The organism is Promicromonospora sukumoe (assembly GCF_014137995.1).
Classification (GTDB): Bacteria; Actinomycetota; Actinomycetes; order Actinomycetales; family Cellulomonadaceae; genus Promicromonospora; species Promicromonospora sukumoe.
This window is the reverse complement of the sequence record NZ_JACGWV010000004.1, coordinates 1-26,377: the sequence shown is the minus strand read 5'-3', so window position 1 is coordinate 26,377 and position 26,377 is coordinate 1. Positions and strand designations below refer to the sequence as shown.

24 protein-coding genes and 1 riboswitch are annotated in these 26,377 nt (G+C 71.8%); of the genes, 8 read left to right on the top strand and 16 right to left on the bottom strand.

Features of this window, described 5'->3' with window-relative positions; genetic code table 11:
• The first annotated feature begins 111 nt into the window (after positions 1-111).
• Together FHX71_RS28545 and FHX71_RS28540 are read left to right on the top strand one after the other, a co-directional pair.
• Positions 112-999 (top strand): TetR/AcrR family transcriptional regulator, encoded by an 888-nt coding sequence (locus FHX71_RS28545; protein ID WP_182620901.1) that lies wholly within the window; start codon positions 112-114, stop codon positions 997-999.
• A 139-nt stretch (positions 1,000-1,138) separates the two neighbouring features.
• Positions 1,139-1,798, top strand: coding sequence for a DNA-3-methyladenine glycosylase I (locus FHX71_RS28540; RefSeq protein ID WP_182620900.1), 660 nt, complete (start codon positions 1,139-1,141; stop codon positions 1,796-1,798).
• A gap of 3 nt (positions 1,799-1,801) precedes the next feature.
• Here the strand turns inward: FHX71_RS28540 and FHX71_RS28535 are convergent, their stop codons facing one another.
• Entirely contained in the window at positions 1,802-2,674 is an 873-nt protein-coding gene (locus FHX71_RS28535) for an LLM class F420-dependent oxidoreductase (RefSeq protein ID WP_182620899.1), read from the bottom strand.
• Positions 2,675-2,718: 44 nt separating this feature from the next.
• The gene (locus tag FHX71_RS28530) at positions 2,719-3,339 is read right to left on the bottom strand and encodes a TetR/AcrR family transcriptional regulator (protein WP_182620898.1); all 621 of its coding nucleotides are present in this window, start codon (positions 3,337-3,339) and stop codon (positions 2,719-2,721) included.
• 149 nt (positions 3,340-3,488) lie between these two features.
• Between FHX71_RS28530 and FHX71_RS28525 the strand changes: the two genes are divergently transcribed.
• On the top strand, positions 3,489-4,760 hold the full coding sequence (locus FHX71_RS28525; RefSeq protein WP_182620897.1) for an NYN domain-containing protein: 1,272 nt from the start codon (positions 3,489-3,491) through the stop codon (positions 4,758-4,760).
• A 182-nt stretch (positions 4,761-4,942) separates the two neighbouring features.
• Here the strand turns inward: FHX71_RS28525 and FHX71_RS28520 are convergent, their stop codons facing one another.
• Positions 4,943-5,890 carry an AraC family transcriptional regulator gene (locus FHX71_RS28520; protein WP_182620896.1) on the bottom strand — a complete coding sequence of 316 codons (948 nt, stop codon included), beginning with the start codon at positions 5,888-5,890 and terminating at the stop codon, positions 4,943-4,945.
• A gap of 135 nt (positions 5,891-6,025) precedes the next feature.
• On the opposite strand from FHX71_RS28520, the gene FHX71_RS28515 reads away from it, so the two are divergent.
• Positions 6,026-6,778: an SDR family NAD(P)-dependent oxidoreductase gene (locus FHX71_RS28515; protein ID WP_182620895.1), complete on the top strand. Its 753-nt coding sequence runs from the start codon at positions 6,026-6,028 to the stop codon at positions 6,776-6,778.
• A gap of 36 nt (positions 6,779-6,814) precedes the next feature.
• Here FHX71_RS28515 and FHX71_RS30260 read toward each other — a convergent pair whose 3' ends face one another.
• The 4 genes from FHX71_RS30260 to FHX71_RS28495 form a co-directional block, all read right to left on the bottom strand.
• Positions 6,815-7,936: an App1 family protein phosphatidate phosphatase gene (locus FHX71_RS30260; RefSeq protein WP_312877255.1), complete on the bottom strand. Its 1,122-nt coding sequence runs from the start codon at positions 7,934-7,936 to the stop codon at positions 6,815-6,817.
• A 67-nt stretch (positions 7,937-8,003) separates the two neighbouring features.
• A complete protein-coding gene (locus tag FHX71_RS28505; protein ID WP_182620893.1) occupies positions 8,004-8,915 on the bottom strand; it encodes a carbohydrate ABC transporter permease in 912 nt (303 codons plus the stop codon).
• Position 8,916: 1 nt separating this feature from the next.
• Positions 8,917-9,885, bottom strand: a complete 969-nt coding sequence (locus FHX71_RS28500; RefSeq protein WP_182620892.1) for a carbohydrate ABC transporter permease — start codon at positions 9,883-9,885, stop codon at positions 8,917-8,919.
• Between the two features lie 14 nt (positions 9,886-9,899).
• On the bottom strand, positions 9,900-11,231 hold the full coding sequence (locus tag FHX71_RS28495; protein WP_312877254.1) for an extracellular solute-binding protein: 1,332 nt from the start codon (positions 11,229-11,231) through the stop codon (positions 9,900-9,902).
• A gap of 173 nt (positions 11,232-11,404) precedes the next feature.
• On the opposite strand from FHX71_RS28495, the gene FHX71_RS28490 reads away from it, so the two are divergent.
• The 4 genes from FHX71_RS28490 (at position 11,405) to FHX71_RS28475 (ending at position 15,815) form a co-directional block, all read left to right on the top strand.
• Positions 11,405-12,442 (top strand): LacI family DNA-binding transcriptional regulator, encoded by a 1,038-nt coding sequence (locus tag FHX71_RS28490; RefSeq protein ID WP_182620891.1) that lies wholly within the window; start codon positions 11,405-11,407, stop codon positions 12,440-12,442.
• Between the two features lie 118 nt (positions 12,443-12,560).
• Positions 12,561-14,435: a glycoside hydrolase family 2 protein gene (locus tag FHX71_RS28485; protein WP_246403743.1), complete on the top strand. Its 1,875-nt coding sequence runs from the start codon at positions 12,561-12,563 to the stop codon at positions 14,433-14,435.
• Between the two features lie 152 nt (positions 14,436-14,587).
• Positions 14,588-15,229, top strand: a complete 642-nt coding sequence (locus FHX71_RS28480) for a lysophospholipid acyltransferase family protein (RefSeq protein WP_182620889.1) — start codon at positions 14,588-14,590, stop codon at positions 15,227-15,229.
• Complete coding sequence (locus FHX71_RS28475) at positions 15,219-15,815, top strand: hypothetical protein (RefSeq protein ID WP_182620888.1); 597 nt, start codon at positions 15,219-15,221, stop codon at positions 15,813-15,815. The genes FHX71_RS28480 and FHX71_RS28475 overlap by 11 nt, the downstream gene beginning before the upstream one ends.
• A gap of 67 nt (positions 15,816-15,882) precedes the next feature.
• Here the strand turns inward: FHX71_RS28475 and FHX71_RS28470 are convergent, their stop codons facing one another.
• The 9 genes from FHX71_RS28470 to FHX71_RS28430 all read right to left on the bottom strand — a co-directional run.
• Positions 15,883-17,058 carry a golvesin C-terminal-like domain-containing protein gene (locus FHX71_RS28470; protein WP_182620887.1) on the bottom strand — a complete coding sequence of 392 codons (1,176 nt, stop codon included), beginning with the start codon at positions 17,056-17,058 and terminating at the stop codon, positions 15,883-15,885.
• 194 nt (positions 17,059-17,252) lie between these two features.
• A complete protein-coding gene (locus FHX71_RS28465; RefSeq protein ID WP_182620886.1) occupies positions 17,253-18,197 on the bottom strand; it encodes a methylenetetrahydrofolate reductase in 945 nt (314 codons plus the stop codon).
• Positions 18,198-18,201: 4 nt separating this feature from the next.
• A riboswitch (SAM riboswitch) is annotated at positions 18,202-18,317 on the bottom strand.
• A 93-nt stretch (positions 18,318-18,410) separates the two neighbouring features.
• Positions 18,411-19,334: a carbohydrate ABC transporter permease gene (locus FHX71_RS28460; RefSeq protein WP_220490652.1), complete on the bottom strand. Its 924-nt coding sequence runs from the start codon at positions 19,332-19,334 to the stop codon at positions 18,411-18,413.
• The gene (locus FHX71_RS28455) at positions 19,334-20,209 is read right to left on the bottom strand and encodes a carbohydrate ABC transporter permease (protein ID WP_312877253.1); all 876 of its coding nucleotides are present in this window, start codon (positions 20,207-20,209) and stop codon (positions 19,334-19,336) included. The genes FHX71_RS28460 and FHX71_RS28455 overlap by 1 nt, the downstream gene beginning before the upstream one ends.
• A 71-nt stretch (positions 20,210-20,280) precedes the next feature.
• Positions 20,281-21,495 carry an extracellular solute-binding protein gene (locus FHX71_RS28450; protein ID WP_246403740.1) on the bottom strand — a complete coding sequence of 405 codons (1,215 nt, stop codon included), beginning with the start codon at positions 21,493-21,495 and terminating at the stop codon, positions 20,281-20,283.
• A 249-nt stretch (positions 21,496-21,744) separates the two neighbouring features.
• Positions 21,745-22,599 (bottom strand): hypothetical protein, encoded by an 855-nt coding sequence (locus FHX71_RS28445; RefSeq protein ID WP_182620884.1) that lies wholly within the window; start codon positions 22,597-22,599, stop codon positions 21,745-21,747.
• Between the two features lie 158 nt (positions 22,600-22,757).
• Positions 22,758-23,615 (bottom strand): hypothetical protein, encoded by an 858-nt coding sequence (locus FHX71_RS28440; protein ID WP_182620883.1) that lies wholly within the window; start codon positions 23,613-23,615, stop codon positions 22,758-22,760.
• A 157-nt stretch (positions 23,616-23,772) separates the two neighbouring features.
• Positions 23,773-23,991: a hypothetical protein gene (locus FHX71_RS28435; protein WP_182619912.1), complete on the bottom strand. Its 219-nt coding sequence runs from the start codon at positions 23,989-23,991 to the stop codon at positions 23,773-23,775.
• A gap of 9 nt (positions 23,992-24,000) precedes the next feature.
• The coding region (locus tag FHX71_RS28430; protein ID WP_182620882.1) for a metallophosphoesterase family protein at positions 24,001-26,377 on the bottom strand (2,377 nt) is incomplete at its 5' end.

Genomic DNA, 26,377 nt, shown 5'->3' with positions numbered 1-26,377 from the left:
CCGTCCAGATACTGTTTATGGCCTACGCGATTTAGTGTGGGGCGTAAACAGTATGGGGTCAAGAGAGTTTCGGGTCGGATCATCCCGGCGGAGCAGGGCAGGATGGAGCCGATGCGCACCGACGACACGCCCGGGCCGGCCGGGCAGCCCCCGGAGACGCCCGAGCAGCCGCAGCCCGCGGCGCGGGAGCACGAGCTGCCCGTCGTCGTGCAGCGGCTCTGGGGGGACGCCGCGCCGCGCCGCCGCGGGCCGAAGCCCGCGCTCTCCGCGGGGCAGATCGTGCGGGCAGCCATGGACCTGGCCGACGCCGAGGGCCTCGCCGCCGTCTCCATGGCCCGGGTCGCGGAGGCCGTCGGCTACACGTCGATGGCCCTGTACCGGCACATGTCCGGCAAGGACGAGCTGCTGATCCTCATGTCGGACGCCGTGGCGGCCGACCTGCCCGACATACCCGAGGACGGTGGCTGGCGGGCCGGGCTGGAGGCCTGGACCCGGGCCCAGATCGACCTCGCCATCACCCGCCCGTGGATGCTCGACCTGCCGCTGTCCGCCGTCCCGCCGGGGCCCAACCGGGTACGCTGGATGGACCAGGCGTTCGGCGCCCTGCGCGACGTGGACCTGCCCGCGGACGAGAAGCTCGCGATCGTCGGCCTGCTGGCCCAGCACGTGCTGGGCGAGGCCCGGGTGCACGTCGAGACCCGGCGCGCGGCGGTGGAGAAGGTCCGGCGCGACGCCGGGCTGCCCGACGAGACTCCCGAGGCGGACCTGGACCCCGCCGCGATCGAGGCTGCCGACCCCTTCGCGGACTTCGAGACGGTGCTCCTGAAGTACGCCGGGCCGCAGGCGTACCCGAACCTGTTCGCGTCGTTCGCGTCGTGGCAGGGAGGGACGATCGACTCGCCCGCCGACGACGACATCGCGTTCGGCATCACCGTGGTGCTCGACGGCGTCGACGCCTACCTGCGGCGGCGGGGTGCGATCGGCGGCGTCGGTTCGTGACCGGTGATGCCGGCCGGGAGCCCCTCGGCAGGGCGGATCAACGGTCCTGGCGCGACCACAGGCAGCGGTTTTCGGACGTCGTGCACAGGCGGGCGGCCGACCGGCGCGGAGTGCCGGTGCCGTGGGTCAGAGTGGTGCCGTGACCACTGACCGCGTGACAGACCTCAGGACGCCGGGCGACGACGCCGCCCCGGCCCAGCGCTGCTTCGGCGACGGCGACCCCCTCTACTCGGCGTACCACGACGACGAGTGGGGCGTGCCCGTGCACGGCGACCAGGCCCTGCTGGAGCGCATCGCACTGGAGGGCTTCCAGTCCGGGCTCTCCTGGATCACCGTGCTGCGCAAGCGCCCGGCGTTCCGCGAGGTCTTCGAGGGCTTCGACCCCGAGCGGGTGGCGGCCTTCGGCCCCGACGACGTCGAGCGGCTGCTCGGCGACGCCCGGATCATCCGGAACCGGATGAAGATCGAGGCCACCGTCGACAACGCGCGGGCCGTGGTCGCGCTGCACGACTCGGGCCGCACGCTCGACGAGCTGTTCTGGTCCTTCGCCCCGGAGCCCACCGAGCACGCGCGCCGGGCCACGTTCGCGGACCTGCCGGCCTGGACGGCCGAGTCGAAGGCCATGAGCAAGGCGCTCAAGAAGGAGGGCTTCCGGTTCATCGGCCCGACCACGGCCTACGCGGCCATGCAGGCCTGCGGCCTGGTGGACGACCACCTGGCTACGTGCCCGGTGGTGCTCCGCCGGGCCGCGGAGGCCGGCCGGGTCGCGGCGGCCGGGGCCTCCGAGGTGGCCGGCTGAGAGTCACAGGTCGGCGCACGGCTCCACGACCGGGAGCACCGCGTCGCGCACCCACGCGGCGAGCGACGTGCCCGGCGGGCGCAGGATCACGGTGTCCACCCCGTGCACGGCGAAGCCCCGCATCTCCTCGACGAAGGCCGCGGTGTCGTCCGGGCCGATCGGCCTGCCGCGGTGCAGCATGGTGACGCGGATCTCGGCGGAGTCGCGCCCCACGTCGTCGCAGTGCCGGTGCAGCACGTCGAGCAGGTGGCGCAGCCGCTCCGGGGTCTCGGCGAACAGGTTGCACGCGTCGGCGTACTGGGCCACGAGCCGGAGGGTCTTCTTCTCGCCGGAGCCGCCGATCATGATCTCCGGCCCCGACAAGGGCGGCGGGTAGCACAGCGTCTCGGCGAGCTGGAAGTGCTTGCCCTCGAACGGGCCGTCCTCCTGCGGGTCGTACATCTGGCGGGCGATCCGCACGGTCTCCTCGAGCATCTCGAACCGCTCCTTGACCGGCGGGAACGGCACCCCCAGCCCCGCGTGCTCCTTCTCGTACCAGGCGGCGCCGATGCCGTAGGTCGCGCGCCCGCCGGAGACCACGTCGAGCGACGCCACGATCTTGGCCAGCAGGGCCGGGTACCGGTATGTCACCCCCGTGACCAGTGCGCCGAGCTGCGCCTTCTCGGTCACCCCGGCCAGGTAGCCCAGGGTCGTGTACGCCTCCAGCATCGGGTCCGACGCCGGGAAACCCTGGTGCTCCATCTGGAAGTAGTGGTCCATCACGGAGATCCACGAGACGCCGCCCTCGTCGGCGTACCGGGCGGCGTCCGCCAGCTCGGTCCGCATCCCGGCGGGTTCCATCGAGTCGAAACGCATGAAGTGGGTGCCGATTCGCATGCACCGATCCTCCTCCGCCGACGCCGGGCGTCAAGCGCGGGGCGTCACGCGCGGGAGACGACCAGCTCCTCCGTGCGTCCCAGGACGCACGCCACGAGCCACGTGATCGAGTCCGCCGTCTCGCGCGGGGACGCCGTCGGCTGCATGACGTGGCTCAGCGCCGTCCGCACCACGATGTCGATGGTCGCCGCGATCCGTTCCGGCGGCAGCGTGACCTCGTACCGGTCCACCCGGTCCTGGACGACCACCTTCACTGTGCCGAGCAGCGACTCCGAGTGCGTGGTGAGCAGGGGCAGCAGCTCGGTGTCCGCGCCGTGCGTCGCCGAGACCACGGCACGCAGCAGCGCGTTCCCCTCGGCGAACCGCAGCGTGCTCTCCACGGCCTCGTGGATCGCGGGCAGCAGGTCGTCGGGGTGGTTGTCGAAGGCCTCGACGATACGGAAGACGAACTGCGCGGACTCCGTGAGCACCATCGCCTCGGCCAGGTCGTCGCGGCTGCCGACCGCGTTGTAGACCGTCTGGCGGCTCACGCCGGCCTCGGTCGCGAGGCGGCCCATCGTCACCTTCGACCAGCCGTGCTCGCACGTCAGGCGGACCGCAGCACCGATGATCCGACTCCGGTTGGAGATCGGGTCGTCGTCGTGTCCGGCGGTCGCCTCGGCCATGCCCAAATCCTAGGCAACGGGTGAACTTCCGGGCCGTGGGACATGGCCTCGGAACCGTCTTTTCACCCGCTCGTCATTTCGTCCTGCGGAGCGTCGGGCGAGCGCGGCTCCGACCGCTCCGTCGCTGAGGACCCCCTAGAGTGGCGGGCATGGACCTCGAAGAACGCCTGGCAGTCTTCATCGACTACGAGAACCTGGCGCTCGGCGCCCGGGAACACCTGGGCGGGATGCAGTTCGACTTCGGCCCGATCGCCGACGCGCTGGCCGTGCGCGGCCGCGTCGTCGCGCGCCGGGCGTACGCGGACTGGTCCTACTTCGACGAGGACCGCCGCATGCTCACGCGGCACCAGGTCGAGCTCATCGAGATGACCCAGCGGATGGGGGCCTCCCGCAAGAACGCCGCCGACATCAAGATGGTGGTCGACGCCATCGAGATGGCCTTCGAGCGCGACTACATCTCGACGTTCGTGATGTGCACGGGCGACAGCGACTTCTCCCCGCTGGTCCACAAGCTGCGCGAGCTGAACAAGCGCGTCATCGGCGTCGGCGTCGAGAAGTCGACGTCGCGCCTGCTGCCGGCCGCGTGCGACGAGTTCCTCTTCTACGACCGCCTCGAGGGCGTCGAGGTGCCCGACGAGGACCAGGGCGCCCCGGCCCCCAAGCGCGGCTCGCGTGCCCGCAAGTCCGGCACGGCGGAGCGCGCCACGGCGCAGAAGGCTCCGGCGACGTCGCGCCGCGCCAAGGCCGCGGAGGCGGTCGCGGAGGCCGTCGCCGACGCGAACGCACCCGAGACGTCCGCCGAGGCACCGGCCGAGGCCGAGACGAAGCCCGCGACCCGGCGGCGGAAGAAGGCGGAGCCCGCTCCGGTGCCCGCCGAGGCCCTGGAGCAGGCCGAGGCCGAGATCGAGGCCGTCATCGAGGCCGAGCAGGAGGAGGACGGGTCGGGCACGAGCGACGCGCCGATGGAGGTCCGGGTGGCGCAGACGCTCGGCGACCTGCAGTCGTCCACCAGCGGCGCCGTCACCGCGTCCGCCCTCAAGCGGACGCTGCTGCGCAAGGACGCCACGTTCAGCGAGTCGGACTACGGGTTCCGCACGTTCGGCGAGTTCCTGCGGTTCCTCGCGGACCGCGGGTTCGTGGAGCTGGCGCCAGGCCCCTCGGCGGGCGACCCCGAGGTGTCGCTGCCCGAGCAGGGCGACACCGACGCGGCCTTCGCGCTGCTGCGCGACGTCGTGCAGGACTCCAACGGTTCGGCCGCGCTGTCCGGCCTGAAGAACGCGGTGCGCAAGCGTCGCCCGGACTTCTCCGAGAAGGCGCTCGGCTTCCGCGGGTTCCTCCAGTTCGCGAAGGCGGCGGAGGCCGCGGGCACGGTCTCCCTGGCCTGGGACGACGACGCGGACGACTACCTGGTCACCGCCTGAGCCGGAGATGCAGCGCAGGGTGGGGGCCGAGGAACGAGGCACCCGCCCGAAGCGGAACCGCAGGCTCAGGCGGCAAAGGTAGAGCCTGAGCCGTCTCTCCTTTGAGACCTAGGTTTCTTCGCTTTGGAGCGGCCGAAAGCGAAGAAACTTAGGTCTCGAAGGGGATGAGCAGAACCGCAGGTTCAGACGGTGGAAGAAACCGCGTAGTCCCTCCGCGCCTCGTCCCGGAACTTCGCGGGCGACGAGCCCACCACGCGGCGGAACGCGGTGCTGAACGCGCTCTCGGACTGGTAGCCGGTGGCCTGCGTGAGCTCGGAGATCGACAGCGTGTCCCGCACCAGGGCGTCACGCGCGAGGCTCATGCGCCACTGGATGAGGTACTCCAGCGGCGGCACCCCGACGTGGCTCTTGAAGGCCTGGGCGAACGCGGACCGTGACATGTGGCTGATGCCGGCGAGCTCGTTGAGCGTCCACGAGTGCGCCACGTCCGCGTGCACGGCGCGCAGGGCGGCGCCGATGCCGTCGTCGTTCAGGGCGCCGAGCCAGCCCGTGGGCCGGTCGGTCTGGCCGGCGTGGGCACGCAGCATGTGCACCAGCAGGATCTGGGCGAGGTGGTTCTGCACCAGCGGGCCGCCGGCCGCGGCGACCCCGACCTCGGTGGCCAGGTGGTCGATGAGCTGCGCGAGCCGCCCGCCGTGGGGATCGCCCGCGCGGACGATCACGAGCGGCGGCAGCAGGTCGGTGAGGAGGGCGGCGTTGTCGTCGTCGAACCCGATGTGCCCGACGCAGATGTAGACGTCGTCCTCGGACTCCGGGCCGATCCGCACGAGCCCGTCCTCGGCGGTCGCCCAGGCCTGCTCCGCGGGGCGCGGGCGCGCGTCGGGCGTGCCGGCCAGCACGTAGGGCGGCGGGTTGCCGAGCATGAAGGTGTCGCCCGCCCGCAGGAGCACCGGCTCCTGCCCCTCCAGGATCAGCCAGCACGACCCGTGCACGACGCCGCCGATCCGCACGTGCAGGAACGGCTCGAAGCGCAGCGCCCACTCCCCCACGGCCCGGAGGCTGGGCCCGACCACCGTGCGGGGCCGGAGCAGGCCGATCGCGTCCGCGACCGGGTCCTGAAAACCGAGCATCGAGTGCCTCCTGGACGATGCGTAAAGAACCTTGGACTGTGCGTTATGGATCGTACGACATCGCTCGCGCAGGATCGAGACCGGGCCGAAGGGCTCGACCGGATCAGACCGCTGAAGAGAGTGATGGAGACACCCATGGGACAGCTCGAGGGCAAGACGTCGGTGGTCACCGGCGGCAGCACCGGGATCGGCCTCGCCACCGCCGTACGGCTGGCGGACGAGGGCTCGTACGTGTTCGTCATGGGACGACGCGCGGCCGAGCTGGAGGCAGCCGTGAAGACCATCGGGGAGGACCGGGCCACCGGGGTGGTCGGCGACGTCGGGAAGCCCGAGGACCTCGACCGCCTCTACGCGGCCGTGCGGGCGCACGGCCAGGGACTGGACGTGCTCGTGGCGAACGCCGCCGTCAGCGCGTTCGTGACGCTGGAGCAGACCACCGAGGAGCACTTCGACCACACCTTCGGGGTCAACACCCGAGGCGTGCTGTTCACCGTGCAGAAGGCGCTGCCGCTGCTGAGCGACGGGGCCTCGGTGATCCTGACCGGCTCCACGGCCGCCGACCGCGGCATGGAGGCGTTCGGCGCGTACGCGGCGTCGAAGGCGGCCCTCCGGTCGTTCGCCCGGACCTGGTCCAACGAGCTCAAGGGCCGCGGCATCCGGGTCAACGTGCTCTCGCCGGGCTGGATCGACACCCCCGGCGGCACCGCCGTCAACGGTGGCGAGGAGGCGATGCCGGCGATCCGGGACCACGCCGCCGCGACCGTGCCCAAGGGGCGCATGGGCGAGTCCGAGGAGGCCGCCGCGGCCATCGCCTTCCTGGCCTCGGAGCAGAGCAGCTACGTCGTGGGCGCGAACCTCTACGTCGACGGCGGCGCGAACCAGGTCTGAGGCCGGGTCTGAGAGGCCTGGTCTGAGACGCCGGGCCTAGGCGGGGTCCCCGTCGTCGAGCACGCCCGGCACGGTGGCGAGACGGCGGCCCAGCTCGTCGCCGTCGGGACCCGCGACGGTCGGCACCGGCGAGCCGCCGGCCCCGGCCGTCGCCGTCCCGGCGTCCGGGCCGGCCCCGGCGGGCGCGCCGTTCCCGGCGCCCGAGCCGCTCCCGCCGTGGGACCCGTTCCCGCCGTGGGACCCGTTCCCGACGTGCGGCGCGTTCCCCGCGAGCACCTGCTGCCCGCCGGTGAGCTGCCGGATCGCCACGACCCGCACCTGCTCCGGACGGCGGCGCGCGTAGTCCTGGTAGATCTCGACGTCGTGCTGGCCGTCGTCGCCGATCAGCACCCAGCGGACGTGCGGGAACCACGACATGAGCAGGTCGAGGCTGGCCCTCTTGTGGGCCTGGCCGCTGCGGAACCACCCGGTGAGAGTGGGGCCCCAGTCGGTCAGGAGCAGCGGGCCCGGCGGGTAGGCGTGGCGCGAGAGGAACGCGCGCAGGGTGCCCGCCGTGTTCCAGGCGCCGGTCGAGAGGTAGAAGAAGGCGGCGTCGGGGTGCGCGCGCTGGATGCTCCGGTACAGCTCGGGCATGCCCGGCACGGCCCGCCGCGCGCTGGAGTGCCGCACGAACGTGTTCCACGCCGCGAGCAGCGGCCGGGGCACGGCGGTCACCATCGTCGTGTCGTCGATGTCGCTCACCACGCCGAACCGCGTGGACTCGTCGAGCACCCGGAGCGGCGCCTCGGCCTCACCGAGGTCGGGCCCGTCGAGGCAGGTCACGAGGGCGGTGTGCCAGCCGTCGGTCAGCGGTTCGTCGGTGGCGAGCTCGACGTCGACGTACCCGGCGCGGTCGCTCGTGACCGTCGTCGTGCGGCCGCCCACCTGGATCCGCACGCGCCTCTCGGGCGCGGGCACGGTCATGAAGTGCCGGAACCCGCGCCGGCCGGCGCGGAGCGCGTCCCGGTTCGGCGCGCCGGGGCGCTGCGGGGAGAGCACCACGCGGGCGAGCACCCGGACGCGGTCCGGCGTGCCGTACCCGGCGTACGCCTCCAGCCGGGGCCGCCAGCCGGCGCGGGCGAGCGCCCACCCCGCCGCGGCGTAGAGGTGATCCTCCACGACCGCGGCGAGGTGCGGGCGTTGCGAAGGGCGGGGGGTCGGAATGGCCACACCCGATTGTCGCGTACTACTGCCCGCCCATGCCGGTGGTCGCGACACCCTGGACGATGCGGCGCTGGAACAGCATGAACACCACGAGCAGGGGCAGCGCCGCGATCATCGCGGAGGCCATGTTCTGCGCGTACTGCACGCCGTAGGCGTTCTTCACGGTGGACAGGCCGACGGGCAGCGTCATGAACTGCGGGTCGGTCGTGACGATGAACGGCCACAGGAAGTTGTTCCAGGCGCCGATGAACACGAAGATCGCCACGGCCACGAGGATCGACCGCGACAGCGGCAGCACGATGGTCCAGAACAACCGGAACGTGCCCGCCCCGTCGATCCGGGCGGCGTCGAGCAGCTCCTGCGGGATGGCGTCGAAGAACCGCTTGAGGATGAACACCATCACGGGGGCCACGATCTGCGGCAGCACGATGCCCGCGAACGTGTCCACGAGGCCCATGACCTGCATCTGCCGGAACAGCGGCACGATGAGGATCTGGCCGGGCATCATGATCGAGGCGACGGTCAGCCACTGGAGCAGGCCGCGGCCCTTGAAGATCGTCTGCGAGAAGGCGAACGCCGCCATGGCGGAGATCAGCACGGTCAGCACGGTCACGAGCACCGCGACGACGAGGCTGTTCCCCATCCAGATCAGCAGGTCGCTGTTGCTGAGCACCTGGCGATAGGCGTCGGCCGTCCAGCCCATGGTGGGCCACCACGACGCCGGCAGGGCGGCCTCGGCCTCCTGCTTGAAGCTGGTGACGGCGCCCCAGGCGACGGGGAGCAGCCAGAGGCCCGCGAGCACGACGAGCGCGGCGAGGGCACCGACACGGACCCACGGGGAGGGCCCGATCGTCAGCTTGGTGAGGGCCCGGTTCTCGGCACGCTCCTGCAGCGCCTTGGTCCGGCGGTCTGCGACAAGTTCGGCGACGGACACGTCAGGCCTCCTTCTTCGACGGCAGGAGCCGCACCAGGGTGAACACCAGGATCAGCGCGAAGAACACGTACGAGATCGCCGACGCGTAGCCCAGCCGGTAGTTGGTGAAGCCGGTGTCGTAGACGTACTCGAGGATGGGCCGCGTGCTGCCGTTCGGCCCGCCCGCGGTGAGCAGGTAGATCTGGTCGAAGACCTTGAGCGAGGCGAGCAGCTGCAGCACCAGGATGACCAGGGTGATCGGACGCAGCTGGGGCAGGGTGATGGAGAACAGCCGGCGCCAGCCGCCCGCGCCGTCGATCGTCGCCGCCTCGTACTGCTGGGCGGGGATGCCCTGCAGCGCCGCCAGGTAGAGCAGGAAGTTGAAGCCGACGGTCCACCACACGGTGACGGCGGCGATCGAGAACATCGCGACGTTCTCGTCGGTGAGCCAGCCGACGGGCCCGAGACCGAGACCCGCGAGCCAGGTGTCGAGCAGCCCGATGTCGGGCTGGAACAGCCAGCTGCTCAGCGAGGAGACCACCGCGCTGGTCAGCAGGTAGGGCGCGAAGAACGACATGCGCCACACCCACTGGCCCGGCAGGCCCGTGTGCACGAGCAGCGCCATGACCAGGGCGACGACGACCAGGGGCACGGTGCTCAGGATCGTGAACCAGACGGTGTTCCACAGGGTCTGCCAGACCTGGGGATCGCTGAAGGCCTCGGCGTAGTTGGCGAAGCCGATGAACTCGGAGCCGGTGCCCGTGAGGCTCTGGTTCGTGAAGCTCATCCACAGGCCGTACAGCGTGGGCAGCAGCAGGAACAGGCCGGTCGCGACGGCGAACGGCGCGACGAACAGGTAGCCGGACTTGTCCCGCTCACGCAGGGACTTGCCCCGCGCCGCGGTGCGCGGGGCGGGACGGCCGGAGGGTTTCCGCGAGTCGGGCAGTGCCCGCCCGGGGGGCGCCGTGACGCCGGCGTTCGAGACAGTCATCGTCGTCCTCTCGATCAGGCGGGGTTGGGCTGGGAGAGGAACCGGTCCATCTCGCTCAGCATGCGGGTCACGGCGGTGCGCGCCGGGGCCTTGCCGGCCAGGGTGTCGGTCATGGCGTCGGCCATGCGCGTCTGGAAGTCGCTGCCGCCGCCGGTGAACCAGGCGTCGGGGTCGAAGACGGCGACCTCGGCCGCGGGCGCGTAGTCGCGCTGCGGGGTGAGCTCCTGGTAGGCGGGCTCCTGGACGATGGGCTGGTAGGCCGGGATGTGTCCGGCCGAGGCCCAGGTCAGGCCCTCCTTGAGGAGGCCGGCGAGCACGCGGTACGTCGCCTCGCGCTTGGCCGGGTTCGGCGTGCCCTGCTTGGGCAGCACGAACGCGTGCGAGTCGGCATAGTTCGCCGGGGTGTCGAAGATCGCCGGGAACTGCGTGGCGCCGACGTCGGGGTTAGCGCCCTGGAACATCGGCAGGTCCCACTCGCCCGCGAACATCAGACCGGTGCGGTTCGACATGAAGCGGCCGGACGCGGCGTTGCCGTCCTGGTTCTTGGCGGCGACCTTGCCGTCGACCATGGCCTGGAGGAACTCAAAGACCTCGGTGGCGGCCTCCTCGTCGAGCGCCGCGGGACGGCCCGGCGTGAGCTCGTAGCCGCCGCCGTTCTGGGAGTAGAGGCCCCAGAACATGCGCCAGCAGCCGGCGGGGTCGCGCTGGTAGCCCCAGCTGACGCCCGTCTCGCCCGTGACCTCGGCCATCGCGCGGCCGGCTTCCAGGAAGTTGTCGGCGCCGGCGACGGCCGACAGGTCCAGCTTCCCGTCCGCGCCCGCGAGCCCGGCCTGCTGGACGATGTCGGGGTTGTGGAACGCGATGTACGGGTGCGTGTCCAGCGGCAGCGCGTAGAGCTGGCCGTCGAACTGCGCCTTCTGCCACACGGCGGGCGCGAAGTGCTCCTCGCGGATCCCCAGCGCGGCGAGCGCCTCGAGGTCGAACGGCTCCAGGAGCCCGCCCGGCGCGTACCCGGCCAGCCGGGACATGTGCATGACGGCGGCCTCCGGCGGTCGCCCGCCGGACGAGGCCATCGCGAGCTTCGTGTAGTACGGCGGCCCCCACGCGAGGGTCGTGGTCTCGACGGCGATGTCCGGGTTCGCCGACGCGACGACTCCCGCCATCTCCTGCATCAGGGCGCCGTCACCGCCCGAGAAGAGGTCCCAGACCATGACCGAGGTCTTGCCCGAGCCTGCCGCGCTCGGGGTGGCGCAACCGGCGAGCGCGCCGCCGAGCGCGACACCGCCCGCCCCGACGAGGGCCGCGCGGAGCAGGTCTCGCCTGCTCAGCCCTCCGGAACTACCCACAGGATTGCGGGCTCTCGACGCGGCCACGGGGCTTCCCTGGCCCGGGATACCGCGTCCTCGTACTACGGTCATCATCGACCTCCAATGGTGCAACGTTGCGCTCCAACGTTGGATCACGATGGACTAGGACGGGCGTCCAGTCAAGAGGGCACGGTGCGGAAGGAAGTGAAGGCTTGTCCGAGAACGGTGGCCGACGGGTCGGGATCAAAGAGGTAGCGGCGGCGGCGGGGGTCTCCTGGAAGACGGTCTCCAACGTGGTCAACGACACGGGCCGGGTCGGTGACGCCACGCGGGCCCGGGTGGAGGCGGTGATCGCCGAGCTGGGCTACCGCCCCAACCTCGCGGGCCGCCAGCTCCGGCGGGGCCGCACCAACACCCTCGCCCTCGCCGTGCCGTGGGTGCACGCGCCGTACTTCTCGGTGCTGGCGCACGAGGTGATCGACGTCGGCAGCGCCCGCGGCTACCGCGTGCTCATCGAGGAGACCCGGTCCTCGCGCGACACCGAGCTCGAGGTGGCGCGCGGCTTCGACGTCCAGGCGATCGACGGCATCATCTTCTCGCCGCTGGAGCTGACCCCGGCCGAGATCGACGGGGTCCGCGGGCCCGTGCCCCTCGTGCTGCTCGGCGAGCGGGCCGACCCGGACCCCGCCCGCGAGCGCCGGACGGACCACGTGAGCATCGACAACGTCGCGGCGGCGGCACAGGTCACGGCGCACCTGCTCGACACCGGCCGGAGCCGGCTGGCCTTCCTCGGCGCCGAGCCGCCGGGCGCGGGCCGCACGGGGGCGCAGCGCGTGCAGGGCTTCCTCGACGCCCACACCGCGGCCGGCCTGGAGGTCGACGAGCGCTGGGTGCTCCAGTGCCCGCAGTTCTCGCGCCCGGCCGGCGCGGCCACCGTGGAGTCGGTGCTGCCCCGGATCGACCAGATCGACGGGATCGTGTGCGCCAACGACGAGCTCGCGCTCGGCGCGCTGCACGCGCTGCGCCTGAACGGGGTGCGCGTGCCCGACGACATCGCGGTGACGGGCTGGGACAACACCGAGGACGGGCGGTTCTCGAACCCCACGCTGACGACCGTGGCACCGGACCTGCGGGCCATCGCGGAGACCGCGGTGGACCGGATCATCGCCCAGCTCGAGAAGCCCGGCGTCGACCCGGTGGACGAGCTCGTGCCGCACCGCCTGCTGGTCCGGGAGAGCAGCCGCGCGTGACCTGGTGACGCCCCTGGTCCGGGGCGTCACCGGGCCTTCCCAGTGATACAACGTTGCATTCTTGTCGGAAGACGTGTTGAATCACCGCGCACCTGTCGTAGACGCAATGGAGCAGCTGATGACTTTCCTCGACCGCTTCTCGCCCGACGGGGCGCCGACGGCGACCCCCGTCCCGCGCCCCGAGTACCCCCGGCCCCAGCTGGTCCGGGACCGCTGGCTCAACCTCAACGGAACCTGGCAGTTCGAGATCGACGCGGGCGACTCCGGTCTGGAGCGCGGTCTTGTCGAGCGGCCGCTCCAGGCCGAGATCACCGTGCCGTTCGCCCCGGAGTCGGAGCTGTCCGGCATCGAGAACACGGACTTCCTCGAGGCGGTCTGGTACCGCCGCGAGATCACCGTGCCCGCGGACTGGTCCGCTGTCGGCGACGACCCCCACGTGCTGCTGCACTTCGGGGCCGTCGACCACGACGCGACCGTGTGGGTCGACGGCACCGAGGTCGTGCGGCACCGCGGCGGGTTCACCCCGTTCACGGCCGACCTGCACGGCATCGCCGCCCCCGGCGACACGGTCACCGTCGTCGTCCGGGCGCGGGACACGCGCCACGGGCCGCAGGCCCGCGGCAAGCAGTCCAACCGCTACGCCAACTTCGAGTGCAACTACACGCGCACCACGGGGATCTGGCAGACGGTGTGGCTGGAGCCCGTGCCGGCCGTGCACGTGCGCCGCCCGCGGATCACGCCCGACCTGTCGAGCTCCGCGTTCGACGTCGTCGTGCCGCTGTCCGCTAACCGCCGGGGCCACACGGTCTCCGTCACGGTGACCGACGCCGACGGCGAGGTCGCGAGCGCCACCGCGCGCGCCGACCTCGACCTGGCGCCCGCGCTGCGCGTCGTCGTCCCGGCGGACCGCGTGCGCACCTGGGGCACCGAGGACCCGCACCTGTACGGGGTGGACATCGAGCTGCGCGACGCCGACGGCGCCGTCGTGGACACGGTGCGCTCGTACGCGGGCCTGCGGTCCGTCTCGATCGACGGCCAGGCCATCAAGATCAACGGCGAGCACGTCTTCCAGCGGCTGGTCCTGGACCAGGGCTACTGGCCGGAGTCGCTCATGACGGCGCCGTCCGACGCCGCGCTGGTGCGCGACATCGAGCTGGGCCTGGAGGCCGGGTTCAACGGCGCGCGCCTGCACCAGAAGGTCTTCGAGGAGCGCTACCTGTTCCACGCGGACCGCCTGGGCTACCTGGTGTGGGGCGAGTTCGGCGACTGGGGCGTCAGCGGTTACGGCACCCCGCAGGACGGCCAGCGGCAGACGACGTCGTTCGTCGCCGAGTGGCTGGAGGCGCTGCAGCGCGACCACAACCACCCGTCGATCATCGGCTGGTGCCCGCTCAACGAGACCCACCAGGACCTGCACGACCGCATCACGCAGCTCGACGACGTGACGCGCGCCATGTGGCTCGCCACCAAGGTGGCGGACCCGTCGCGGCCCGTGCTGGACGCGAGCGGCTACTCGCACCGCGTGCTCGAGACGGACGTCTGGGACTCGCACCTGTACGAGCAGGACCCGGCCAAGTTCACCGAGCTCGTGGGCGGCCTCGCCGAGGGCAAGCCGTACGGCAACGAGCGGGACAACGGCACGCCGATCTCGCAGCCGTACAACGGTCAGCCCTACTTCGTCAGCGAGTACGGCGGCATCTGGTGGAACCCGGAGACCGCGGCCAGCGCCTCGGGCAGCTCGCCCGACTCGTGGGGCTACGGCCAGCGCGTCGCGGACGAGGAGGAGTTCCACGTCCGGTTCGCAGGCCTCACGGACCCGCTGATCGACGACCCGCTGATGTTCGGCTACTGCTACACGCAGCTCACGGACGTGTTCCAGGAGGAGAACGGCATCTACCGGTTCGACCGGAGCGTCAAGCTCGACGTCGACCGCGTGCGCGCCGTGCAGGTGCGTCCGGCCGCCTTCGAGAAGGGCGCCGACGGGAACGCCTGACCCTCCCGCTCCACGTGTCAGACGTACAGGTCACCCGGGTGACCTGTACGTCTGACACGTCTACCGGAGTGTGCACCTTGTAGGTCTCTTTAGTATTTTTCACCACATAACACCCAGTCCACAGCGGTGCTTGGGGGGTGCACAATAGGCCGGTGACGTACCGGTTCCTCAAGCTCATCCTCTCGATCCTCGTGCTCGTGCTCCTGCGCCCGCGCGTGACTGGGCTGCAGAACATCCCGAAGCGTGGCGCCGTGATCCTCGCGAGCAACCACCTGTCGTTCATCGACTCGCTGCTCATCCCGATCATGGCCCCGCGGCACGTCGCGTTCCTGGCCAAGGCCGAGTACTGGACCGGCAAGGGCATCAAGGGCCGAATGTCGCGCTGGTTCTTCACCAAGATGGGCGACATCCCCGTGCAGCGGGACGACCCGCGCGCCGGGCAGCGGTCCCTGGAGGACGCGCTGGCCGTGCTGCAGCGCGGCGGCGCCTTCGGCATCTACCCCGAGGGCACCCGCTCGCGGGACGGCAAGCTGCACAAGGGGCACACCGGCGTCGCCTGGCTCGCCCTGACCGGCAAGGCCCCCGTGGTCCCGGTCGCGTTGCTCGGCACGGACAAGGTGAAGCCGATCGGCAAGATGCCGCGGTTCGCCCGGGTCGAGCTGCACTTCGGGACGCCGATCGACCCCTCCCGGCAGATCGCGGCCGGCACCAAGCCCGCACAGGCGCGGCGCGAGCTGACCGAGCAGGTCATGCAGTCCATCCAGGCGATGAGCGGCCAGGAGCGTGCCGAGTGAGCGCGGCCTGAGCAGGCTGTCGGGTTCGGGCCGGGCGTCTGGTTCGGGCCGGACGTCGGACCCGAGCAGGTCGTTCGGGCTGGGCGGGCGCGGGCCGTGGCTCGGGCTGGTCGCCGGCGTCGCGGCGCTGGGCGTGGTCGAGGTGCTCGTGCTGCACCTGGTCGCCGGCGCCCTGCTGCCGCGCCCGGTCGCGCTGACCGTCGACGTCGTCGCCGGCGTGCTCACGGCCGCCCTGCTGGCCGCGTTCGTCTCACCGCTCTGGTCGCGGCACCGCGTGGCGGACGGCGTCGTCCGGCTGCGGCTGGGCTGGGTGGCGGCGGTCGACGTCGCGCTCGACGACGTCGTCTCCGCGGCCGTGTACCGGGCCGCCCCGGCACGGCCGCTGGAGCTCGGCGCCGGGTTCGACGAGGAGACCGGCCGGGTCTCGCTGGTGCGGACGATGGCGGCACCCGCCGTGCTGATCGAGCTGTCCCGGCCGGCCGCGGCGCGGGTGCAGGTGCTGCGGAAGGTCCGGGCGTCGTCGGTGCTCGTGGGCGTCGCGGAGCCGGACGAGCTGCTGCGCGCGCTGGCCCCGACACCGCACTGAGGCCCGTGTCAGACCTACAGGTCACCCGGGGGACCTGTAGGTCTGACACGTAGGGGCGGGCGGGGCGTCAGAGGCGCGTGATCCTGATGGCGTCCGCCACGACGTACGCCGTGCCCTGGGTCCAGCGGCTGACGGCGACCACGGTGCGGGTGCCCGCCGTCATCGCGTAGGTGCCGAGCGAGAGCCAGGTCCCGCCGCCCGTGGACTGGTCCACGCGGATCGTCGACGACCCGGTGCCCGTGTAGACGATGAACGGCGTCGACGCGTTGTAGCCGTCGATGCCCGGGAACCAGGCCTCGACGCGGTACGAGCCGCTCGACGGGATCGTCGCCGAGTACGTCGCCAGGTCGCTGACCTCGGCGGGCGTCGCGTAGCGGTAGTCGGCGCCGTACCGCTCGCCCGAGAAGGACGACGTCAGCCAGGACGAGCCAGCGGAGAAGCCCGCCGAGGTGTTGTCGACGGTGACCGACCAGCTGGTCCCCGACAGCGCCGCGGCCACCTCGGACCGGAGCTGCGGCAGCATCGAGTAGAGGACGTCGCCGGGGCAGGCCGTCGCCGTGTAGTCCCGGTGCCCGTAGATCTGGGTGGGCGCGATGCCGTACTGGTCGCAGATGTAGGCGCACAGCTCGACCAGGCGGCTCCAGAGCTGCGCCGGCGGCGTCGCGCTCGTGTAGGTGCCCTGGTTCTCGATGCCGATGGCCTGGCTGTTCTGGCCGGGGGCGTGCGCGCCCACCACCGTGCCGCTGCCGCTCTGCAGCCGGGACAGCGAGCCGTGCCGGCCCTCCATGACGTACCCGCCGCGGCTCAGCGTGAGGTGCTGCCCGGTGTCCACCCAGCCGTTGGCGAAGTGCCACTGCTGGATGTCGCGGGCGATCTGGTACCCGGCGGCCTGCGAGTAGTCGGTGACGTTGGCCGACGCCGTGTGGTGGATCAGGATCTTGTTCGGGTTGGCCGCGACGGCGTCGATGGTGCCGCGGGCCGCCGCGGCGCCCCAGCCGGCGCAGCTCGCGATGGTCGGCGCGGCCACCTCGACCCCGGCGACGGCGCCGGGCGGCGCGTCGGCGGGCGCCTCGGGGTCCGGCGCCAGAGAGGGTGGGACGGCGGGTGCCGCCGCGGCGACGCCGGGCGCCGCGATCGTCGCGCCCGCGGCACCGATGCCGAGGACGACGGCGCCGCGCAGCAGGTCGCGCCGCCCGAGCGAGGTGGGACAGCAGTCGGTGGAGCTGTGGTCGTGTTCGTGCACGGTGGGGCCTCCACGGGGTCGGTCACGCTGGTACGGGCCGAATTCACCCGTAGTATCAGCCGCCCCCACGACCCCGGGGTACATCACATCGTGGATATCCCCGACACAAGATGCCGACCCCGCTTCGTTGAGTGCTGGGTATTCGCCCTTCCGGCGCGCGAAAAAGGGCGAATACCCAGCACTCAACGAGGGGGTTAGGCGGCGGCTCGGCCCGTGAGGCCTACGCGGTCCAGGAGGTCCAGGGCCGGGCGGTGCTTGTTGAACGTGTACACGTGCACGCCGGGCGCTCCGGCGTCGAGCACCTCGCGCGCGAGCGCCGCGGAGTACTCGATGCCGTGGGCGTGCTGGGCCTCGGCGTCGACGGCGCCGTCCGGGCCGGTGAGCCGGTCGAGGTCCCGCAGGAGGTCGGCGGGCGCCGCCACGCCGGTGAGCTCCTCGACGCGGCGCAGCCGGCGCGCCTCCGTCGTCGGCAGGACGCCGGCCAGGATCGGGATGGTCACGCCCGCGGCGCGGGCCGCCTCGACGAACCCGGTGTAGGAGTCGGCCCGGTAGAAGAACTGCGTGATTGCGAAGCTCGCGCCCGCCTCCTGCTTCTCCAGGAGCCGCCGCACCTCCTGCTCGCGCGTGGTGCCCGCCCCGGGGTTGCCGTCCGGGAACGTCGCGACGGCGATGGCCAGCGGACGGGCGGCGGAGCGCAGCGCCGTGCTGACGTCGGCGGCGCAGCGCCGCTCCTCGACCTGGCGCAGCAGCCGCACCAGGTCGACGCTGGAGCGCACGCCGTCGGCCGGCGGACGCCAGTCCGGCTCGTCGCGCGGCGGGTCGCCGCGCAGCGCGAGGAAGGACCGCACCCCGGCCTCGAGGAACTCCTCGATCACAGCGGAGACGTCCTCCCGGGAGGCGCCCACGCAGGTCAGGTGGGCCACCGGGAGCACGGGCGTACCGCGCAGCAGCGTCGCGAGCACCTCGCGCGCCGTCGCCCGGTCGCCGCCGGCCGCCCCGTAGGTGACGGAGACGAAGTCCGGGCGGGCCGCCACGAGCCGCTGCGCCGTCTCCCAGAAGTTGGGCGCGGCGTCGGGCCGGCGGGGAGGCATCAGCTCGAACGACACCGTGGGGCGGTGCGGGTGTACCTCGGCGACCATGGCTGCTCCATCGAACCTGGCGTGAGCACCTTACGTCCTCACGCCACGGCCACGAGGCAGGAAGTCGGCAGGTTGCTGCGGTGTCACGGAGCCAGGACTCTCGACCGCTCTGGATGGGATCGCCACCATGCTAAGCGATTGTCCAGCACTGGGACAGAATTCGTCCGGCGGTCGAGACGCCCCGGTCCACGGACCGCGCACCCGCAGCGTCCGCTACTTCACGGACCCCGCCACCAGGCCGCCCACCAGGCGCTTCTCGATGATCATGAACAGGATCACGACGGGCACGATCGCCACCACGGACACCCCGAACACGTAGTGCCACGACGTCTCGTACTGGCCCACGAACTTGGTGAGCGCCACCGACAGCGGCTGGTTGCCCGCCGTCGTCAGCAGCACGAGCGAGGCCGCGAACTCGTTCCAGGAGGCGACGAACGTGAACACGACCGCCGTGACGATCCCCGGCCAGACGAGCGGCAGGTTGATCTTGGTCAGGACGGCGAACGTGCCGGCGCCGTCGAGCTGCGCGGCCTCGTCGACCTCCTTGGGGATGCCCGCGAAGAAGCTGTGCATGATCCAGACGGCGAACGACAGGTTGAACGCCGCGTTGACCAGGATCATCGCGAGCCACGTGTCGAGGATGCCGAGGGCGATGAACTGGCGGAACAGGCCCGACGTGAGCACCGCGGGCTGCACCATCTGGGTCACGATCACGAGGAACAGGAAGACGAGCCGCCCCCGGAACCGGAACCGCGCCGTGTAGTAGGCCGCGGGCAGCGCCACGGCGAGCACGAGCAGCGTGGCGCACAGCGAGATCACCAGGGTGGAGATCAGGTTCTGCGCGAGCGGCGTCTCGGGCGTGGACCACATGGTGACGTAGTTGTCCCAGTGCCACTCGGTGGGGAAGTAGGTGGGGTCGACCGACCTGATCTCGGCCTTCGTCTTCACGGAGCCGAAGAACATGATCAGGTACGGCAGCAGGAACACCACCAGCACCACGAGCCCGGCCAGCACCCGCAGCAGCACGGAGCCAAGTGGCACCTGGTCGGTCGTGTACTTCCGTACCCGCCGCCGGTCGCCCGACGGCGGCCGGGTCGCGTCGCGCGGGGTGGTCCCCGGGTCGGTGATCGTGGTCATCAGACCTCCTCCAGGGGGCGGACGACCCGCACGTAGACGGCGACGATGGCGATGACCACCAGGAACGCGATGACGGACAGCGCGCTGGCCAGGTCGATCTGCCGCTGGTTCTGCATGTACTTGAAGATCATCGTCATGACGGTGTCGGCGTCGTACCCGGGGATGGACCCCGTCATGACGCGCAGGATCGGCAGCGAGTTGAACACGTTGATGATGTTGATCAGCACCGCCACCGAGATCGCGCCGCGGAGCTGCGGGAGCACCACGCTGAAGTAGGTGCGGAACCCGCTGGCGCCGTCGATGCGCGCGGCCTCCACGGTCTCGCCGGGCACCGTCTGGAGCCCGGCGAGGACCGTGTAGGTGGTGAACGGCAGCGACACGAACACGGCCACCGCCATGGCCCACGCGAACGCGGTGCCGGGGTGCCGGGTCCAGCCGTAGCCCTCCGGCGTGCTGATCAGGCCGACGTCCACGAGGAACGAGTTGATGATGCCGAAGTACGGCTCCAGGCCGTAGTGCACCACCAGCGTCGTCATGACCACGCTGGACGCCCACGGCACGATGACGGCCATCCGCACGAGCCGGCGGCCCGGGAACGCCTTGTTCAGCAGTGCCGCGAGCGCCAGCGACCCGATCAGGGTGCAGGCGACGACGACGACCACCCACACGACCGTCCGCCCGAGGATCGGCCAGAAGTACTGGAAGCCGATGACCGTCGCGAAGTTCGCGAGGCCCACTCCCCCGCCGTCGACGCCGCTCTGGCTGATGTCGCGTGTCGAGTTCCAGAACATCAGGCCGACCGGGAACAGGACCACGGTCGCAATGAGTGCGACCGCGGGCCCGATCCACGGCAGGGCCTTCATCAGGTCCTTCACCAAGTTCCCCGTGCTTTCGGTTCGGCGTTACGTGTGGTCAGCCGTGCCGGGCACGGCGGTCCGTCGGGGCGTCAGCCCGCGTCGACCTGCTCCTGGACCTCGGTCAGGACGTCCTGGGCCGACTTCTTCCCGTCGAGCTGGCCGAAGAGCGCCTTGAACGCGGAGTCCGTGGCGGACCAGTCGGGGTTGGTCGTCGGGTAGAACTGCGCGTCGGGCAGCACCTCGAGGAACGGCGCGAGCGCCTCCTCGCCGGCGAGCTGCTCCGAGCCCGACAGGGTGGTGGGCAGGAAGCCCTCGGCCTGGACCCACGGCACGTAGACGTCGGCGGTGTAGAAGTAGTCGAAGAAGGCGGTGATGGCCTCCTGCTTGTCGCCGTCGTTCTGGAACGCCATGAGGTGGTCGGCCACGCCCAGCGTGAACGGCGAGCCGTCCTCGGTGGGGATGGGGTGGATCGAGTACTCGAGCTCGGGGTTGTCCGACTCGATCTGCCCGACGCTCGGCGGCAGGCCCACCTGCATGCCGACCTTGCCCTGGACGAAGATGTCGAACAGCGGGCTGCGGTCGGTGGCGCCGGGGTCGGCCTGGGTGGCGCCCTCGTCGATCATCGTCTTGACGAACTCGGCGCCCGGGAGGTTCTCCGGGGTGTCGATCGTGATGGCCTCGGAGTCGCCAAAGCTGCCCCCGCCGCCCCATAGCCACACCGCGGCCTCGGCCTGCGCCTCCTCGGAGCCGAGCGGCATGCCGTAGCCGGCCACGCCGCCGCCGAGCTCGGAGACCTTCTTGGCGGAGTCGAGCAGCTCGTCCCAGGTGGCGGGCACGTCGGCGCCGGCCTCCTCCAGGAGGGCGTCGTTGACGAACAGCGCGCGGGCCGAGGCGATGAAGGGCAGGCCGTACGTGGTGCCGCCGACCTGCGCGTTCTCCAGGAACGTCGGCTGGAAGTCGGCGTAGGTCTCGTCGGAGGTGACGTCCTCGACCGGGTACAGCAGCTCGTCCTCGGCGAAGCCCGCGAAGGGGCCGCCGTTGTAGATGTCGGGTGCGTCGCCGCCCTGGATCTTGGTGGCGATGACGGACTCGAGGTTGTCCCAGGACTCGACCTGCAGGTTGACGTCGATGTCCGGGTTTTCTTCCTCGAAACCGGCGATGACGTCGTCCCACAGGCCCTGGGTGGCGTCGGAGTAGCTGGGGACGAGCAGGTCGAGGGTCGTCCCGTCGCCGGTCGCCTCGCCGCTGGACCCGCCGAACCCGCAGGCCGTGAGTCCTGTCGTCGCGGCAAGCGTGATCACCATGATCCCGCCAAGCCTCTTGTACTGGGCCATTACCTTCCCTGCCTCTCGTCGTGGTGCAGGTCACGTTTTCACTTGGGTCATAATCTGTCAATGGTTCTAACAAACCTGTGACAAACGGGTGAAGCGGCGTGTCGTGGCGCTCCCGTCATCGGCGCGGCGGGGTGAAAAAGAGGGCCGCAGCACGGGGCTGCGGCCCTCTTTCAGCAGGTCCGGGCGGCTGACGGGGGGTGCCGCCGCCGGCCGGGTCCGTCAGCAGCCGCAGCCCGAGTGGTCGCCCTGCGGAAGCCACAGCACGGAGTCGGCGAACTGGGCGTTGCCCGCGTAGGTGAGCTTCCACCACCGGTCACGCGCGGCGACGCGCGTGAAGAACGTCCCGTGGGCGCCGCTGACGGTCAGGTCGCGCACGAACACCTCCCGGGCACGGTCCTCCCAGGGGCCGTCGGGGTCGTAGGAGAGGCGCACGGTGCCGCTCTGCATCGGGTCCCAGGTGAGGTCGCCGTCGTCGGCGATCCCGAGGACCAGCAGCTTTCCCCTGATCCGCGAGGTGCGCCCGTCGGTGGCCGTGGGGTTCGAGATCGACGCCTCGATCATGCTCGTACGCCGGACGGGCACGGTCCTGGCGTTGTTCACGTCGACCGTGTGCTCGACCAGCCGGCCGTCGCGGCGCTCGACCGTCGCGGTGAACTCGATGCCCACGCGGTAGGACCCGGGGGTAATGGTCCCGGGCAGCTTGATCCTCCGGCTGCGGTCCCCGTCCGCGTCCAGGGTGAGCGGGAACGTGCGCACCTGCCGCGCGCCGACGCGCTGGAGCGTGACCACACCGTCGAACGCCTGCAGGTCGCCGCCGGTCCAGTCCAGGTTCACCCAGTAGGTGACGTAGGCGGGGTGGAGCTCGTCCGTCTCGACGTTGCCCCGGATGATCGAGCCCTTGGCCTGCATGCGGGTCGTGACGACGGTGCCGGCCCGCTCGCTGGTGTCGACGAGCGGGGTGGCCTGCGCCGACGGGGCGACGACCAGGCCCCCGGCGAGGAGCGTCGCGGCGGTGGCGAGCGCCACCAGGCCCCGGCGGAGGGCGGACGAGCGGGACGTGCTGTGGAGGGACATCACGGTTTCCTGTCTGTTCGGTGGTGCCTGTCCCGGCGTGCGCGTCGCTCGTCGTCAGGCTCTCACCACCGGGTACGGACGGGGCGACAGGAACGTTGAGGACGAGAAGAGGAGGGCCACAGCACCAGGCTGCGACCCTCCTGTTCGACGGACCGACGTCAGCAGCCGCAGGACCGCTCAGGGCCCTGGACGACGAAGCGGCCGTCCGGGTTCAGCTGCTTCGTGCCCGCGTAATCGAGCACCCAGATCCGGTCACGCGCGGGGACGACCGTCGTGAACTTCCCGTACCGGTCGATCGTCAGCGGCCGGACACTGACGGGCTCCGCCTCGTTCCGGAAGAGACCGCCGGGGTAGTAGGAGAGCTGCACGGTGCCGCTCCGCAGCGTGGACCAGTAGACGTCGCCGTCGGCGCTGACGCTGAGGGCCCGGACCCGGCCGGTGATCCGTGAGGACCGGCCGTCGGTGGCCCGGGGGGTGGTGATCGACGCGTCCAGCACCGTCTCGCGTCGCACGGACACCGTCTCCGCGTTGTTCACGTCGACCCTGTGCCACATCGACCGGCCGTCGGGACGCTTCACCCGCGCGGTGAACTCGATGCCGACCCGGTAGGAACCGGGCGTCAGGGTGCCGGGCAGCTTGATCGTGCCGCTCCGCTTCCCGTCCCTGTCGACGGTCACCGGAAACTGGCGCACCTGCTTGGCGCCGACCCGCTGGAGCGTCACCACGCCGTCGAAGTCGCTCACGCTCAGCTTGCCGCCGGACCAGTCCAGGTCGATCTCGTACCGGACCTTGGCGGCCGAGAGCTTGTCGGTCGTGACGTCGCCCTCGATCACGGACCCCCACGCGTCCATGCGGGTCTTGACGACGGTTCCGCCGCGCGAGTCGAGGTCGACGACGGGCACGGCCTGTGCGGACGGGGCGACGACGAGGCCGCCGGCGAGGAGCGTCGTGGCGGTGGCGAGCGCCACCAGGCCCCGACGGAGGAGGGCGGTACGGGACGTGCGGTGCTGAGACATGGCTGTTCCTGTCTGCTCGACGGCGCCTGTCCCGGCGAGCTGGTCGCTCGCCGTCAGGCTTCTGCTGTCCAACACGGACAGGGCGTCAGGAACGATGTGGGTGAAGAAATGCGGCAGCGCCCGTCCGGTCGGGACCGGACGGGCGCTGCGCGTGCTTCTATCGTTCGGTGGCGCCGATCATCGGCAGGCCGAACGACAGGCAGACGGCGAGGATGCCGCCCACGAACAGGTAGGGCGACGACGCCGCCTCACCGAGCGAGCCGACGGCCATCAGCGCGAACCCGCCCAGGAACAGGGCGAAGCACACGATGAAGCGAACCACCAGCGCCGCCGTGGGCTCCTGCTTCTGCCTGCGGGCCACCTCGAAGTTGCTCATGAGGTAAATCTACCGGCTCACGGCGACCATGAGCTCGCCGCGCGCGCCGTTGACCGTGACGGTCACCGTGGCCCGGCCCGGCCGCAGGGCCGTGAGCTCGTGCGTGGCGGGGTCGAGCGCGAGCACCGCGCCGTGCGAGCAGTCCCGCAGGGCGTCCCGGCCCCGCTCGTCCGTGACGCACACCCCCGTGCCGCCCCAGTCCGACGAGACGGGCCACGCCACCGGCACCTCGCGGTCCCCGTCCTGCACGACGACGGCGGACGCAGGCGCGGACGCGCCCACCGCGAGCGCCGTCGGGCCGGAGACCGTGACGCGCTCGGCCCGGGCGTTGACCTCCCAGGTGAGCCACGGGTCACGGGACCCGCCGCCCGGGAAGCTGCCCCGGACGTTTCCCGGGGCCTTGCCAGATGCCGGGCGCACCCCGACCATCGACCAGCCCGTGAAGCCGCCGTCGGCCGGGGTGCTCGCCGGGCTCTTCCCGGAGTTGCCGTTGACCAGGTACGGGACGCCGTCCTGCGTGCTCGCGTGGAACACGCCCACGTGGGAGCCCACCGACGCGACCGACTTGCCGGAGGTCTCCTCGAAGTCCTCGAACCAGCCGCGCAGCGTGTCGGCCTCCAGCCGGTCGGTGAGCTGGCTGGCCTTGGTCGGCAGCGGGTCGTCGAGCGGGTGGTGCGCGAACACCAGCACGCCGGTGACGGCGCGGTCGGTCGCGGCGTCGTCGAGGGCCTCGCGCAGCATCTGGACCTGCGCGAAGTCGGCGCCCAGCCGGCCGGCCGACGAGTCGAGCATGACGAGCCGGGTGGTGCCCGTCCGGTGGCCGGAACCCCGCGGGCCCGGCGTCGGGATGTCCAGCACCCGGGTCCGCTCGCCGAACTCCTCCTCGAAGTTCTCGATCGAGCCGCCCATCACCTCGTGGTTGCCCGGCAGGTAGTACCAGGGGAAGTCGGCGTCGGCGAGCTCCTCCGTGAGGACGCGCCGGGCGAGATCGAAGTCCTCGGGGGCGGCCTCGTCCACCAGGTCGCCGTTGATGACCAGCAGGTCGGGATCGTCGTCCACGATCTCGCGCAGCGCGGACCGGGCACCGGCCACGGCACCCGACTCCGGGTCGCGCGCCACGAACTGGGCGTCGGACAGGACGGCGACGCGCAAGGGCGCGTCGTCGGTGGCGCCGTCGGCGCCCACGACCGGGTCCTCGACCCGGGGCGCCTCGGGGGCGTCCACCGCGGGCGGCACCTGCGCCGCGACCGCCGACAGCGTCAGCGCGCCGGTGTACTGCTCGCCCGCCGCCGTCTCCAGCGCCCGCACGCGCTGCAGCCTGAGGGGGAACGCGACGCCGTCGGGCACCGGGAAGGTGACCTGGCGCCATCCGGTCCAGGTGACCTCGGGGCCGTCGAGCTGCGTGACGACGCCGTCGCCCTGCCGCACCTGGAGGCGCAGCCAGGCGCCGTGACCGTCGCCGTCCACCCACATCGTCACCGCGCGCGGCGCGCCGGGCAGCTCGCGCCCGCCCGCGGCGGCCTCGGGCAGCACCGCGTACTGGCCGCGTGTCGCCGTGGACCGCGTGAAGTCGTAGGTCATGCGCAGCCCGGCCGCGCCGTCGTGCCCGGTAGCCGGGGCGAGCGTGCCGCCCGGGGCGCGGTCGTTGGCCGAGGTCCAGGAGGCGGCGTCGGCGAAGTCGGCCACGACGTCCTCCTCCAGGCTGACCGTCACGGCCACCTCGGTGGTCAGGTCCGTCCCGCGAGGGCCGGGCGCGGACAGCTCGAACGTGGTGCCGCCCACCGCCGCGAGCGCCCGGACCTCGAAGGACCCGTCGGCCCGGGGGACCAGCTCGGCGACCGGTTCGCGGGTCGCACGCACCCCGGCGATCCGGGGCTCGCCCGGCTCGACGGCCGTCACCGTGACGTCCTGCGCCTCGATCGGCGCGGCGAAGCCCTGGGCGTCGTAGCCGGTCAGGACCAGCGGCGCGGTCGCGTCGGCGTCCTCCAGCCCGACGACCGGCGTGTCCACGCCGGTCCGGACCAGGTCGCCCAGGACCTCCACCTCGGTGGTGCCGGTGGCGAGGCCCCAGCGGCTCAGGGATGCCGCGGTCACCATGGTGGTGCCCGTCTTGCGGCCGGTGACCACGCCGTCGCGCACCGAGGCGACCCGCCCGTCGCGAGCGCGCCACGAGGAGGGTTCGCTCGCGACGGGGCCCATGGCGTCGTCGTACCCCTTGCCGGTCAGGGTGCGGTGCAGCCCGGGGAACACGCGGTCGGCGTCGGCGGCGGGGACGGTGGTGCGCACGTCGTAGGCCGCGACGCGGCCCGAGCCGGCCGGGACGTACAGGCCGAGGCCGTTCGCGTCGGACCGCTCGAACCCGTCGGACGGGCTGTTCAGGATGGTG